Below are 13,485 nucleotides of genomic sequence, written 5' to 3'. Positions count from 1 at the left end.
TCTCCATGAGTCACCCCAAAAAGACAGAAAACTACACAATTCCAAACGCTGTGAACAGCCCCTCTGTAACTCATTGAGCGTAAACGATTATTTCTGTGGGTCGACGACAATGGCATTCGCATTTTGATGCAATTGCCCTGACGTGGACCGATTCAAGTCGACCGGCGTCCTCGAAGTCAAGTACGATTTCGTAGTCAGCCTCGATGTCATCGAGCATGACGAAAACCCCGAGGAGTTCCTGGCGCGGCTCATCTCCTTGCTCAATCCTCGCGGTCGGCTCTGTATCGAAACGCCGAATGCGGAAGGTATTGTGCTAGCCGATGCTGAAGAGTATCTGCATGCGCTCCACATGCCTTACCACGTCCATATTCTTTCGCAGCAAGCGCTGGCGAATTTATCCCGAAAGCATAGGCTTGAACAGGTCGGTGTCTATAATCGCTGGTATATGGACTCTTGGCTTCCAGGAACCGCGCGGCGCCTGTTCGAGCCACTTATGAAGTATGGCGGAAACGATCTCGATGCGGGCTACGAGCCGCCACGCGCAGGACTTTTCTTAAGGCATCCGAGCCTGTTTTTCCATCTTTTCTTCGGATACTTCATGTCTGCGCAAAAGCGGGACCACATGATGATGATATTCGCATTGCGAAGCCAGGACGCTGAATGCGCCTGATGCTCACCGTGCAATCACGTCGACAACGCTAAGCATGTCGCTCCTTTTCCAGTCCGACGGTGGCCAAAGCCTTTTGTCGCTTGCTCGCATCGAATAAAGTGGGGTCCGAAGCTTCCTCGAGCAGCGGGAAGACGATACGGTGCCAATTGGCTTCTGCATTGAGATCCGCCAATAAGGCATGTTGGCCCCACAACAGACGCAAGATAGCGACAAATTCTCTGGGCATGCGCAATGTACGCTTCGCCGACTGACACAGCTGAATTAGCGCCATTTGCTCCGCGTGCACGAACGGCTTGTCAAAACGGAAAGTCCGATCAAACCGCCAGGACTGATAGATGATATCGCGATAAATATCGTACATGATCCGGTGATCGAACTTCTTTCCAGGGAACTCGTATCCCATGTGGCGATTGATTTCGACAACTCGTTCGTAGTCGCCCGCGCATCCCGCAAGCGATTGCTGTTTCCAGAGATCAATGAATACCGTCGAGAATCGGCGGGTAAAGCCAAAGTCCACAAAGGCGACTTTGTCCTTCACAAATAGATAATTTCCTGGGTGCGGGTCGGCGTTATAGATCCCATAACGATTGATCGCGACGGCGGCCATTCGCCAAATGATTTCTCCGGCCTTGTTCTTCTGTTCCTGCGTCGACGAATTCTTGAACTCCTCGTAACTCTGGCCCTCGACATAATCCATGGTTAACACGGCGGCAGTGCTGTAATCGGTATACACCTGCGGGATAAGAATCTGTGGATCGTCGCTAAATATCTGACGGAACTCCTCCTGAAAGTTCGCGGCCTTGATGAAGTCGCATTCTGATGTGATCAGATCTTCCAGTTCATCAATCAACTCTCCAATGTTCTGCAACCCCCAATGGCGTTTGAGGACGGGAGAAAACAAGCGCAGGATGCTGAAATCAGTTTTCACGGCGCGCAGAATCTTCGGGTAACGCACCTTGACGATCACCAGCCGATCATTATGCAGCCGTGCCAGATGCAACTGACTGATGCTGGCGGCGGCAATCGGTGTGTCATGCCATTCCTTGAAAATCTTGTCGATCGGCTGACGCAATTCCTGTTCGACAACATTCCGGATATGCGCGCTTTCATAGGGCGCAGAGCGGCTTTGCAAGGTGGATAAAGCCTTATAAATTTCCGGCGGCGCATCGCCCGGAAGATAGCTGATGATCTGTCCGAATTTCATCAGTGGGCCTTTCAGCGCGCCAAGCTCGCTGACAAAACAGTCGGCGAGTTTCCTGGCGTATACTTCCCTATGCTTTTCGTGCGCCTGAGGGGTGTATAAATCGGCTAGACGATAGTTCGAATAGGCGAAAGACGCCTTGGCCATCATCTTCATTACCGATCCAAGCCGCCGCAAATGCGAACAGTGCAGTTGATGCAGAACCGGCAATGTTGAAAAATCCATCATCCGCAGCTTGGCCATCTGGCCGTACAGCGGAACGAAGGTCCCGAACAAATCATTGCTCATGCCATTAAGGTAAAAGAAGAAGCGCAAATCGTCCAGGTTATGACGGTATTGTTCCGGCAACTGCGTACGCGCCCTTTGAAAATATTCCTCCAGCGAAGCCGGCGCCCGGTTCCCCGGCCGAGTGCGAATGATCGTAAGGAGCGGCACTTTGAACGTAGCAAAGACTTCGATATTTTCGGGGAATGCTTTGTGCGCCAGTGACTTTAACTCGTCGAAAGTGAAAGCCGCGCGCATCGACCGTTCTTTATCGAGAGTGAAGAGGTAGGGATCGTCCTCGGAGTTAAAGTAGGCCATGCTGATGACCGATTTGATACTCTTCAGGCGCGTGAAATCGTCGATGAAGACCCGGCCCCCGGGCGCCAGGATGCGGGACATTTCATTGAAACAAGCTTCCAGGTGACCGTAGCTCGGCAGGTGATGCAGGGCAAACGATGTCATTACGCCGTCGAAGCTTTGGTCAGCGATTGATTCGAGTCTGGTGATGTCGCCCTGCATCAAGGAAACATTCGTTACCCCGAATTGCCTGATGTTTTCTTCGCCGGCGGCAATCATCGTCGCGGACAAATCCACTCCAACAAAAGCAATCGATGGATTGGCCGCGGCGATCTGGCAAAGCAGAGTCGCCGGTCCGCACCCGAGGTCGACCACGCTCCGACAGCCGTGCAAGACCTGACTCGCGTGCGAATTGAGGAACAGATAGGTTGCCGCCAACGCGTTGCTCTGCCCGCCTTCGACATAGGCCTTGACCTCGTCACTATCCTCCATGACCAGCGAAGACTCCGGCTCGCGTTGCAGCGTACGCGGCGAAAAGAGCTCGCGAAGGAATGTGGGCAAAAGCCCTGGGCGCGGAATATACATGATGCCTCTGCTGTCCGGTTAGGCGAAATGGCGAACCGCTGCGTCGTGCATGACACCAGCTTTCCGCCGTCTTCGTTTTAAGAGACGCGCCAGGAAGCGAACAGCTATACGACTTGATCAAGCGGAATTTTGTTCCCGGAGCGCCACCTAATTATGCAGCTTGGCGTAGGCATAGACAATCAGCATTTGCACCTACAGAAAATGCCGCTTGCGTTGGCCGAGTGAAGTCTGTAGAATCACGCCTTTTCGATTAACCCATCAGATTTTTAGGGATCAACATTCATGGCCAACAGCGCACAAGCCCGCAAGCGCGCCCGCCAAGCCGTTAAGCAACGCGCCCACAACGCCAGCCTGCGCTCCACTTTGCGCACGGCCGTAAAGCGTGTGCAAAAGGCGATCGTCGCTGGCGACAAGGCTGCCGCTCAAAGTATTTATCAAATATCGGTTTCTGTGATTGATCGCATCGCCGACAAGAAAATCATCCACAAGAACAAGGCGTCACGCCACAAGAGTCGTCTTTCGGCTCAGATCAAGGCGCTGGCTACCGCCTGAGTTGTAATTTCTGATATCGAAAACGGCGTCTTTTGGCGCCGTTTTTTATTGGTGCGCCCGGCAGGGCGATGGTGCCAACTCGATTAGCTCTCCTTGCCAACGATAGGGCAGACGCCTAGATCATTGTCTTGTGCAAAATTGAGCACAAAGAAAATGCTTACACTAAAAAAATAGACACTTGGCTTGTATTCAGATAATTTACTGCATATGGTCGCTACATCTATTTGATATAGAGGTAAATTATGCAACTCTCGCCTACTGCTAAATATGGTTTCCGTATCCGTACCCGGAGCGGAGCCGTTGTCGACAACCTGTTGATATTTGGCAGGGACGAGCCGGACGCAGAACGAAAGTTGCGCCAGATCTATCTTGGCTGCGAAATTCTCGAAACGAAGCGTTTGCTCATTCAGGCGCCGCGTACCAGCCCGGTGACTTTTGAAGACGTTGTTGATCTCATTGCGGGGCCAACATCAATCTGGCCGACTGAATAGGCAGTCAAAGAAGCCTGTCTCGCCGCAGTTCCTTGTAAAGCGCGGTGTAGTCTTTGGCGCCGACACTGGCGGCATTGTGGCTGAATACGTCGCGATTCTTTGACGGACTTTCGGCGATCGACACATTTTCGGAAATCACGGTTTGGCAAACCTCATGCTCGTAGCGCTCGCGTAATTGATCCTGAATATCCACGCTCATCCTGCGCCGACGATCATAGCGGGTCAGCAAGTAGCGGCGTTCGACACGTCGTTTGAGCACCGGTTCGAGAATCGCCAGCGTTCGGGTCATTTGCTCTGCGGCCTGCAAGGAGAGGTAATCGGTCGAGATCGGAATGAGCAGAACATCGCAGGCAAAAATGGCGTTGAGCGCCAGGACACCGACATAAGGACAACAGTCGATGAGGGTGTTCTGCGCCGCATTGCCCGGTACGGATTCGTCCATGCAGTCAAGGCCAAGACGCAGTTTGTTCAGAACGGCCGGACCTTTGCCGAAAATTGAGTCGACCTTGATCAATTGCTGGTGCGAGGGGACGAGTCTGCCAATGCCTTCCCAGGAAATTGTTAGTTCGTCAAGCGCACGAATGCCCTGGTAGAAACCGAACAAACTGCGTCCTGAATCCTGGGGTGGTGAGCCGTGGATTGCGGAAAGGTGACACTGCGGATCTAGGTCAAGAACCAGCGGCTGACCGCCGTCACGAACGTTGGCGGCAGCGAGGTTGAGCGTCGTCGTGGTTTTTCCGACGCCGCCTTTTTGGTTGAAAACAGCAAGGCGCATCCCGCATTGTAGCCTGCCGACCTCATCCCGCGCACTTATCGCGCTTATATACAAGTCATAGGTTTTACCTTAAAATTCTTCCCCTTGCCATATCGGCGTGCAGGGCTTTCGAGCATGCGCTGCTAGTTACCGGTTTGGTGCTGATGCGTGATTATTCCGGCGGCGCAAGCCGCCGTTTCAGTTTCAGGGGTTGTGTATGTCTCACCTAATGAATACCTATGCCCGTTTGCCGGTCGCTTTCAGTCATGGCGACGGAAGCTGGGTAACCGACAGCGAAGGAAAGCTCTATCTCGATGCCTTGTCGGGAATTGCCGTGTCCACGCTGGGGCATAATCATCCCGTTCTGGTGGCAGCGATTGCCGCGCAGGCCGGGCGTTTGCTGCATACTTCAAACCTTTATCGCATGCCGCAGCAGGAGCAACTGGCTGACAAGCTCGCCGCACTGTCCGGCATGGCCGAGGTTTTTTTCTGCAACTCGGGTTGTGAAGCCAACGAAGCGGCAATCAAGCTGGCCCGTTTTTATGGTCACCGGCAGGGCGTTGACAGCCCGGCCATCATCGTCATGGAACATGCGTTCCATGGGCGCACCATGGCCACGCTTTCAGCCACCGGCAACCGCAAGACACAAGCCGGTTTTGAGCCGCTCGTATCCGGTTTTGTGCGGGTGCCTTACAACGATCTGCAAGCGATTCGCGGGGTTGCTGAACACAACAAGAATGTTGTCGCGGTCATGCTCGAAATCGTGCAGGGCGAGGGTGGTATCAATATCGCTGATGTTGAGTATCAGCGTGGATTGCGCCAGCTTTGTGATGAACAGGGTTGGCTGTTGATCTGCGACGAAGTGCAGTGCGGCATGGGCCGTACCGGCACCTGGTTCGGATTCCAGCATGCCGGAATCTGCCCGGATGTGGTGACCATGGCCAAAGGCTTGGGCAGTGGAGTGCCAATTGGCGCCTGCATAACCGCTGGCAGGGCAGCGGGCCTCTTCAAGCCGGGCAATCATGGTTCGACTTTTGGCGGTAATCAGTTGGCAACCACGGCAGCGTTGACGACGATTGAGGTGATTGAGAAAGATCGCCTGATGGCCAACGCCGAGACTGTTGGACGCTTGATTCGGGATGGCCTGGCGCAGGCTTTTGCCGGCGTCAGGGCAATTGTCGATATACGCGGGCAGGGCTTGATGATCGGCATCGAACTGGACCGCCCTTGCGGGGAACTGGTGACCCGGGGGCTGGATGCCGGCCTGTTGATTAACGTGACCGCTGATAACGTGGTGCGTTTGTTGCCGCCGCTGACATTCAGTGTTGAAGAAGGGGGCGAACTGGTCGCCCGGCTTGCTGCACTGATCCGTGATTTTCTCGCGGCCTGATCGGAATCTGCCATGACTCCCGTCAAGCCTGGCGTCAAACATTTTCTGCAGTTCAAGGATCTGACGCGCGAGGAGTTTGACTACCTGTTCGAGCGCACGCGCTGGATCAAGGAGCAATTCAAGTCCTACAAGCAGTATTGGCCCCTGAGTGATCGCACGCTGGTGATGATTTTCGAAAAGGCTAGCACGCGTACCCGTCTCTCCTTCGAGGCTGGCGTACAGCAGCTTGGCGGCGCGGCAATTTATCTTAACACTCGCGATTCGCAACTCGGGCGCGGCGAGCCGGTCGAGGATGCCGCGCAGGTGATTTCGCGTATGAGTGACCTGATCATGATCCGCACCTACGAACAGGAAATTGTCGAACGCCTGGCAGCGCACTCCCGCGTGCCGGTGATCAATGGGCTGACCAACGAATATCACCCCTGCCAGATCATGGCCGACATCTACACCTACATTGAACAGCGTGGCCCGATTCAGGGGCGAACGGTCGCCTGGATCGGCGATTCGAACAATGTGTGCAATACCTGGTTGCAGGCTGCTGAAGTACTGGATTTTAACGTTCATGTGTCGACGCCGCCCGGTTACGAGGTGGAAGCCGAGCGTGCCGGTCTTTACGGCACCAGTCATTTCGAGCAGTTTGCCGATCCGATGGTGGCAGCCAGGGACGCGGATATTGTAACTACCGATGTATGGACCTCAATGGGCTTTGAAGCCGAGAATGCAGAACGACTACGGGATTTCGCCGATTGGCAGGTGGATGCCGACATGATGCGTGTCGCCCGTCCGCATGCACTGTTTTTGCATTGCCTGCCGGTGCATCGGGGCGAAGAGGTTTCTGCCGAAGTCATTGATGGTCCGCAGAGCGTCGTCTGGGACGAGGCGGAGAACCGCCTGCATGTGCAAAAAGCACTTATGGAGTATCTGGTACTCGGCCGTGTGACGATCTGAAATAACGCTGAGTGAGGAGCAGCACGCTCACTCCTGATTTTTATCTCCTTACTTCTTGCTGGAAGTCAAACCATGAGCGATATCAAAAAAGCAGTTCTGGCCTATTCGGGAGGTCTGGACACCTCGGTCATTCTCAAGTGGCTACAGGATACCTATCAGTGTGAAGTCGTGACCTTTACGGCCGATCTGGGCCAGGGGGATGAACTTGAAGCGGCGCGTCCCAAAGCGATCAAGTTTGGCATCAAACCCGAGAACATCTACATCGACGATCTGCGTGAAGAGTTCGTTCGCGACTTCGTTTTCCCGATGTTTCGCGCCAACACGGTCTATGAAGGCGAATACCTGCTTGGCACCTCGATTGCACGTCCACTGATCGCCAAGCGAATGATTGACATTGTCAATTTAACCGGAGCCGATGCAGTCGCTCATGGCGCGACCGGCAAGGGAAATGATCAGGTCCGCTTTGAACTCGGTGCCTATGCGCTCAAACCGAATATCAAGATCATTGCACCGTGGCGCGAGTGGGATCTGCTCTCGCGCGAGAAACTGCTGGCCTACGCCGAGAAGCACGGCATTCCGGTAGAAATGAAGCACAAACAGGGCGGGTCGCCGTACTCAATGGACGCCAACCTTCTGCACATCAGTTACGAAGGCCGCCATCTGGAAGACCCGGCCGCCGAGGCTGAAGAGTCGATGTGGCGCTGGACGGTGTCGCCGGAAGCGGCGCCCGATGCGGCTGAGTATGTTGATCTTGAATTTGAAAAAGGCGATCTCGTCGCCATTAACGGCAAGCGTTTGCCGGCCCATGAACTGCTGGCCTTGCTCAATGCGCTGGGCGGCAAACATGGCGTCGGTCGCATTGATCTCGTTGAGAACCGCTACGTCGGCATGAAATCGCGCGGCTGCTACGAAACGCCAGGCGGTACGATCCTTTTGCGTGCGCATCGCGCCATCGAGTCGATCACCCTGGACCGCGAGGTCGCTCACCTCAAGGACGATCTGATCCCGCGTTACGCCAGCATGATCTACAACGGCTACTGGTGGAGCCCGGAACGCCGTGCCCTGCAGACACTCATTGACTCCACGCAGGCCACGGTTAACGGCTGGGTCCGGGTCAAGCTCTACAAGGGTAATGTCATTGTCACCGGTCGCGATTCGCAGACCGACTCGCTGTTCGATTCGACCATCGCGACCTTCGAGGATGATGCCGGAGCCTACGATCAGAAAGATGCCACCGGTTTCATCAAGCTTAACGCACTGCGCATGCGCATTGCGGCCAATCTTGCCAGCCGCAAGCATTGACGCATGAACGCTGATGTTCGAGCTGACTGAGGAGCAGGTGTCGAATTTTGGCATGACCTTTGGGGTCGGTGCCTTCATGCTCTACATGCTCTTCATCATCGGTGAGCTGGCGTGGAAAGCAAAGGCTGGCAGGACGGGAACGATCGTCCTGTTCTTCGTTCTTTCTTTCGGCATGCTCGGCTTCATTGCCAAGTCTGTCATTCAAAAATTGTGGGGAATCTGAAATGACGCAGTTCAATAACGTAAGTGTCATCAAGCAGGCGAATGTCTACTTCGACGGCAAGTGTGTCAGCCACACCGTCCACTTTGCCGACGGCAGCAACAAGACGGTGGGCGTCATTTTGCCTTCGTCGTTGACCTTCAACACCGGAGTCCCTGAAATCATGGAAGGCGTCGGTGGATCCTGCCGGGTTCGCCTGAAGGGCGATGGCGATTGGAAAATCTACACCGCTGGCCAGTCTTTCGAGGTGCCCGGTAATTCGTCGTTCGAAATTGCCTGCGACGAGCCCTACCATTACGTTTGTCATTTTGCTTAAGCGGAGGTTCGGATGCCGTCTTTCGATTTTTCTTCAGAAGTGGATATGGTGGCGCTGAAGAACGCCATCGACTCGGCCGGAAAAAAGATCATCGGGCGTCACGACTTCAAGGGCACTAGTGCCAAGGTTGAGTTGAACGAGAAGGACAAGGTGATCATGCTGCATGCCGACTCCGATTTCCAGCTTAACCAGATCAAGGACATTCTCTTTCCGGAAATGGAAAAAAAGGAGCCGGACTGCACCAAGCGCCTGGATCATCAGGCAGTGCAGAAAGTCTCGGGCGACAGGGTCAAGCAGGACTTGAAGATCAAGGTTGGCATTGAGAGCGAGTTGGCGAAAAAAATCGTCAAACTGCTCAAGGACTCCAAACTCAAGGTTCAGGCGGCCATTCAGGGCGATGCCGTGCGCGTGACTGGCGTCAAGCGCGATGTGCTTCAGGAAGCCATTAGCCTGGTGAAGAAGGCGATCACTGATTTTCCGATCAAGTACGGCAACTTCCGCGATTGAATACACTGTCAAACGCAGCCAGGCACGGCGCTGTTTGCCAATTGAGTTCTGATGCCCATGTCGCCAAAGAACGTTGAAATTCAGGAAGAAAAAGAACGCATCAATCCCGGGGTGCTGTCCTGGGTGGAAGAGCTGCGCCAAGTATCGATGGCGGTCAGCAAGAAAGGCAGCAAGGCGTCTGCCAGCCGCAATCAGTTGTTTTATGTACTGCACTGGACTGAGGATGCCGGGGGCTTCGGGGTGACCGTGCACAAGGGCCGTGATCCCAAGAGCGCCGAGGAGTGGTGGACCATTGATCGTGCGCTGATCAAGCCGCCGCCGTTTGCTTCCGAAGAGGATATCGGTATTCTTCGCCTGCTCTGGGCTGAGCGGTCTCATGACAGCGGCTTGCGCGCTTTTGGTCTTGGCCCAAGGCATGGCGGTGATGTCTTGCGGCGGATGGCGCTGACCGGTCGCCTCGTTCCGGGCAATGATTTTTCGCCGTTGCTGTTGGCTGAGGCGCGGCAGGCGAGTGTTAACTGGCGACTTGACAGCAGCGGACGGCAAAGGCCCTGTTTCACACCGGAGCCTGCCGCCAGTCTGGTCATCCCTTTGCAGCCTCCCTGGTATGTCGATCTGGAAGAAGGGGCCATTGGGCCTCTGGACGTGCCTGGCAATCCGGAAGTGATTGCGCGCCTGTTTTCACTGCCGCCGCTTTCTGCTATGGAGGCCGCACTGGTTGCTGAAGCACTGACCGAACTTGCGCCCGAATTACCGCTGCCTGCCGAGGCCGCCAGTAGCCGTCTGCGGCGCATAGAAACCAGCCCGCTACCGGTACTCCGCCTGCAAACGCTCAATACCCATGGTAACCGGAGCTGGCGTGACTATGGCGCCAGTTATAACGCTGGTTCTTTCGACGTGGTGCTGCCGGTGTTTCGTTATCAGGATGCACAGATCAAGCCGGATGACGTCCGGGAATTCTCGACGCTGCCGGATGGAGAGACGGTTCGTGTCACGCGGCAAAGCGACCAGGAACAGCTTTTGATGAATAGCCTGGCCGAAGCGGGACTGCAAAAAATACCGGGCTATGCACTGCATACCTTTGGCAGCCCGCCCGATAGCGCCTATGCCCTGGCCAATGAACTGTGCTGGCCCGGCTTTATGCAGGAGATGCTGCCTCGCTTGCGCGATGCCGGCTGGCAAATCGAATTCGACGACGATTTTCGTCATCATGCCTTGCACGTCGACGCTTGGGAAGCCGAGCTGCTCGAGTCGGAAAACGGCTGGTTTGATCTTGACATGGGCATTATCGTCGAAGGCGAGCGTTTGCCGCTGGCGCCCCTGTTGGCGTCCCTGTTCCGGCGCGATGTGCGCTGGCTGGACGGCGTGTTGCTGCAGCAGATTGCCGATGACGAGATGATTGAACTTAAAACCCCGGCCAATTTGCGTATTCGCGCGCCCGCCGGACGTCTCAAGCCGCTCGCCGCAACGCTGATTGATCTCTTTGACGGTTTTGCGGGCGGCGATACGCTACGCCTCTCGCGTTTTGATGCCCCGCGACTGGCTGAGCTTGCCGATACCAGCCGCTGGCTATTTCGCGGACAGGGCGATGTGCTGGCGCTCGCCGACCAGTTGTCGGCGGCTCAGGGAATCAGCCACGTCGACTCGCCTGCCGGTTTGGGGCTGGAGCTGCGGTCGTACCAGAAAGAGGGCCTCGCCTGGCTTCAGTTTCTGCGTCAGCAAAAACTGTCGGGCATTCTGGCAGATGACATGGGCCTGGGAAAAACAGCGCAGGCACTGGCGCACCTGCTGCTCGAAAAAGAAGCCGGACGCCTGGATCGTCCGGCGCTGATTGTTTTGCCGACGTCACTCATTTTTAACTGGAAGAACGAGGCCGCGCGTTTTGCGCCGAGTCTGTCGATTCTTTCCCTGCATGGTGCGGAGCGCAAGAGCCGGTTTGCCGAGATTGCCCAGCACGATGTGATATTGACGACTTATCCTTTGCTCTGGCGGGATGCCCACGAACTGACTCGGTATCGCTATCACCTGCTCATCCTCGATGAAGCGCAAACAGTCAAGAACGCCCGCAGTCAAGGCGCCGAGGTGGTACGCAAGATTGAGGCGCGACACCGGCTGTGCCTGACCGGAACACCGCTGGAAAACCATCTGGGTGAGTTGTGGAGCCAGTTTGACTTCCTGTTGCCCGGATTCCTTGGTGACAGCAATACCTTCACCAAATACTGGCGCACGCCGATCGAAAAACTGGGCGATGGCGAGCGCCGCAACCTGCTGGCCAGGCGTATTCGCCCGTTCATCCTGCGCCGTAAGAAGGAAGAAGTGGCCCGCGAGTTGCCGCTCAAGACGATCATCGTACGCAAGGTCGAACTCGCGGGCAGTCAGCGGGATCTCTACGAAACGATTCGCGCGGCGATGGATATGATGGTGCGCGAAGAGGTTGCCAACAAAGGATTTGGCCGCAGCCAGATCATCATTCTTGATGCGCTGCTCAAACTGCGCCAGGTCTGCTGCGACCCGCGTCTGGTGAAGGCCGTCTCGGCGCAGCGGGTCAAGGAACGCGCCAAGCTGGACCTGCTGATGACCATGTTGCCCGAGCAGGTGGACGAAGGGCGGCGTATTCTGCTCTTCTCGCAATTTACGAGCATGCTGTCGCTGATCGAAACTGAACTTAAGCATGCCGGTCTGGATTACGTCATTCTGACCGGTGATACCGTTGATCGCGAAACGCCGGTTCGACGATTCCAGGCTGGCGAAGTTCCGATTTTCCTGATTAGTCTCAAGGCCGGGGGGGTCGGACTCAATCTCACCGCCGCTGATACGGTAATCCACTTCGATCCATGGTGGAATCCGGCCGTTGAGAATCAGGCGACCGATCGCGCGCATCGCCTCGGTCAGGACAAGCCGGTATTCGTCTACAAACTTATCATCGCCGGCAGCATCGAGGAAAAAATTCTTGCCTTGCAGGAACGCAAGGCAGACCTCGCCGCCGGAATCCTGTCAGAGGATCGCAATGTCAGCCTGAAGTTTGGCGAAGACGATATTGCGGCACTTTTTGCACCACTTCCGGCATGATGTTGTGCCTATGGAAGTGGAATACGTTGATCGAAATCAATGACGAAATGACGAATCAATTGTTTGACCGGCAAGCCAAGGTCAGAGATAATTTGCGCTTTTCCGCCTTTGCATCTGCCCGGTTTATCGCATCGCTTTGATTTGGTGCCGGCGCTATTACCGACTGCGCAGGCGATTTGACTGGATCGGATCTGATAAATGACCAAGAATCACGCGTCACTCGCCATTGACCCGTACTACGATGGCGTTCCCGCGTACATGACCGAAGTGTACGATTGGGCGTATGTCAATCCAAAGTGGGTACATGCGCTGGACCGCATCTGGGTCGTCCGGGTTCTGCTCTTTTTGAATGATCAGCGTCTGATGCGCGCCTATCTGAATGAGATCAAGGAAGGAATGCGTGTCTGGCAACTGGCGCATGTCTATGGTGATCTGGTTACCCGTGCAGCCAAGAAAGTCGGGCCGAGTGGCGTTTTTCATCTGACCGACGTTACGCCGATTCAGGTCGAAAACGGCCATCGCAAGCTGGCCGGCATGGATTGGACCAAGGTCATTCGTAGCGACGCGGCGGCTTTTGCCGGTGAGGAATTTATTGATTACGACTTGGTCTGTAGCTTCTTCCTGCTGCACGAGGTTCCAGAGGCGAAAAAATACGAAATCGTCAATAACATGCTGGAAAAACTTCCCAAGGGTAGCAAGGCGGTGTTCGTCGATTACCATAATCCGGCAAAATGGCAGCCGATTCGTTACATCCTGAAACTCGTCAATCGTTATCTGGAACCCTTTGCCGATGCGCTCTGGAAAAACGAAATCTGCTGCTACGCGGCAGCAGCAGATCGCTTTACCTGGCGCAAGAAAACTTTCTTCGGCGGCGTATATCAGTGCGTGGTGGTTGAGCACAAAAACAAGTGAAGTGGCA

At 55.1% G+C, this 13,485-nt stretch carries 13 protein-coding genes; 11 read left to right on the top strand and 2 right to left on the bottom strand.

Annotated features, from left to right (window positions below; genetic code table 11):
• Positions 1–142: 142 nt before the first annotated feature.
• Complete coding sequence (locus Q1J43_RS07835) at positions 143–670, top strand: methyltransferase domain-containing protein (protein WP_301101894.1); 528 nt, start codon at positions 143–145, stop codon at positions 668–670.
• Between the two features lie 28 nt (positions 671–698).
• On the opposite strand, the gene Q1J43_RS07830 is transcribed toward Q1J43_RS07835, so the two are convergent.
• Positions 699–3,017 carry an AarF/UbiB family protein gene (locus tag Q1J43_RS07830; protein WP_301101893.1) on the bottom strand — a complete coding sequence of 773 codons (2,319 nt, stop codon included), beginning with the start codon at positions 3,015–3,017 and terminating at the stop codon, positions 699–701.
• A gap of 282 nt (positions 3,018–3,299) precedes the next feature.
• On the opposite strand from Q1J43_RS07830, the gene rpsT reads away from it, so the two are divergent.
• Entirely contained in the window at positions 3,300–3,569 is a 270-nt protein-coding gene (rpsT, locus tag Q1J43_RS07825) for a 30S ribosomal protein S20 (protein ID WP_301101892.1), read from the top strand.
• Between the two features lie 242 nt (positions 3,570–3,811).
• Positions 3,812–4,060 (top strand): hypothetical protein, encoded by a 249-nt coding sequence (locus Q1J43_RS07820; RefSeq protein ID WP_301101891.1) that lies wholly within the window; start codon positions 3,812–3,814, stop codon positions 4,058–4,060.
• Positions 4,061–4,064: 4 nt separating this feature from the next.
• Here the strand turns inward: Q1J43_RS07820 and Q1J43_RS07815 are convergent, their stop codons facing one another.
• Positions 4,065–4,835 carry a ParA family protein gene (locus Q1J43_RS07815; RefSeq protein WP_301101890.1) on the bottom strand — a complete coding sequence of 257 codons (771 nt, stop codon included), beginning with the start codon at positions 4,833–4,835 and terminating at the stop codon, positions 4,065–4,067.
• Between the two features lie 196 nt (positions 4,836–5,031).
• Between Q1J43_RS07815 and Q1J43_RS07810 the strand changes: the two genes are divergently transcribed.
• From Q1J43_RS07810 to rquA, 8 genes are all read left to right on the top strand, one after another.
• Complete coding sequence (locus tag Q1J43_RS07810; RefSeq protein ID WP_301101889.1) at positions 5,032–6,204, top strand: aspartate aminotransferase family protein; 1,173 nt, start codon at positions 5,032–5,034, stop codon at positions 6,202–6,204.
• A 12-nt stretch (positions 6,205–6,216) separates the two neighbouring features.
• Positions 6,217–7,152 (top strand): ornithine carbamoyltransferase, encoded by a 936-nt coding sequence (gene argF, locus Q1J43_RS07805; protein WP_301101888.1) that lies wholly within the window; start codon positions 6,217–6,219, stop codon positions 7,150–7,152.
• A 72-nt stretch (positions 7,153–7,224) separates the two neighbouring features.
• Positions 7,225–8,454, top strand: coding sequence for an argininosuccinate synthase (locus Q1J43_RS07800; protein WP_301101887.1), 1,230 nt, complete (start codon positions 7,225–7,227; stop codon positions 8,452–8,454).
• A 13-nt stretch (positions 8,455–8,467) separates the two neighbouring features.
• The gene (locus Q1J43_RS07795; protein ID WP_301101886.1) at positions 8,468–8,677 is read left to right on the top strand and encodes a DUF2788 domain-containing protein; all 210 of its coding nucleotides are present in this window, start codon (positions 8,468–8,470) and stop codon (positions 8,675–8,677) included.
• A gap of 1 nt (position 8,678) precedes the next feature.
• Positions 8,679–8,990, top strand: coding sequence for a pyrimidine/purine nucleoside phosphorylase (locus Q1J43_RS07790; RefSeq protein ID WP_301101885.1), 312 nt, complete (start codon positions 8,679–8,681; stop codon positions 8,988–8,990).
• A gap of 12 nt (positions 8,991–9,002) precedes the next feature.
• Entirely contained in the window at positions 9,003–9,497 is a 495-nt protein-coding gene (locus Q1J43_RS07785) for a YajQ family cyclic di-GMP-binding protein (RefSeq protein WP_301101884.1), read from the top strand.
• Between the two features lie 51 nt (positions 9,498–9,548).
• Positions 9,549–12,566 carry a DEAD/DEAH box helicase gene (locus Q1J43_RS07780; RefSeq protein ID WP_301101883.1) on the top strand — a complete coding sequence of 1,006 codons (3,018 nt, stop codon included), beginning with the start codon at positions 9,549–9,551 and terminating at the stop codon, positions 12,564–12,566.
• A gap of 198 nt (positions 12,567–12,764) precedes the next feature.
• A complete protein-coding gene (gene rquA, locus Q1J43_RS07775; protein ID WP_301101882.1) occupies positions 12,765–13,478 on the top strand; it encodes a rhodoquinone biosynthesis methyltransferase RquA in 714 nt (237 codons plus the stop codon).
• Positions 13,479–13,485: the final 7 nt, after the last annotated feature.

Source organism: Propionivibrio sp., assembly GCF_029255185.1.
GTDB lineage: Bacteria > Pseudomonadota > Gammaproteobacteria > Burkholderiales > Rhodocyclaceae > Propionivibrio.
This window is presented reverse-complemented; position numbering and strand designations above follow the sequence as displayed.

Bases quoted from the DNA above. Each gene is read 5' to 3' on its own strand.
- Q1J43_RS07830 (WP_301101893.1), bottom strand. From the start codon at position 3,017: ATGTATATTCCGCGCCCAGGGCTTTTGCCCACATTCCTTCGCGAGCTC.
- rpsT (WP_301101892.1), top strand. From the start codon at position 3,300: ATGGCCAACAGCGCACAAGCCCGCAAGCGCGCCCGCCAAGCCGTTAAG.
- Q1J43_RS07820 (WP_301101891.1), top strand. From the start codon at position 3,812: ATGCAACTCTCGCCTACTGCTAAATATGGTTTCCGTATCCGTACCCGG.
- Q1J43_RS07815 (WP_301101890.1), bottom strand. From the start codon at position 4,835: ATGCGCCTTGCTGTTTTCAACCAAAAAGGCGGCGTCGGAAAAACCACG.
- Q1J43_RS07810 (WP_301101889.1), top strand. From the start codon at position 5,032: ATGTCTCACCTAATGAATACCTATGCCCGTTTGCCGGTCGCTTTCAGT.
- argF (WP_301101888.1), top strand. From the start codon at position 6,217: ATGACTCCCGTCAAGCCTGGCGTCAAACATTTTCTGCAGTTCAAGGAT.
- Q1J43_RS07800 (WP_301101887.1), top strand. From the start codon at position 7,225: ATGAGCGATATCAAAAAAGCAGTTCTGGCCTATTCGGGAGGTCTGGAC.
- Q1J43_RS07795 (WP_301101886.1), top strand. From the start codon at position 8,468: ATGTTCGAGCTGACTGAGGAGCAGGTGTCGAATTTTGGCATGACCTTT.
- Q1J43_RS07790 (WP_301101885.1), top strand. From the start codon at position 8,679: ATGACGCAGTTCAATAACGTAAGTGTCATCAAGCAGGCGAATGTCTAC.
- Q1J43_RS07785 (WP_301101884.1), top strand. From the start codon at position 9,003: ATGCCGTCTTTCGATTTTTCTTCAGAAGTGGATATGGTGGCGCTGAAG.
- Q1J43_RS07780 (WP_301101883.1), top strand. From the start codon at position 9,549: ATGCCCATGTCGCCAAAGAACGTTGAAATTCAGGAAGAAAAAGAACGC.
- rquA (WP_301101882.1), top strand. From the start codon at position 12,765: ATGACCAAGAATCACGCGTCACTCGCCATTGACCCGTACTACGATGGC.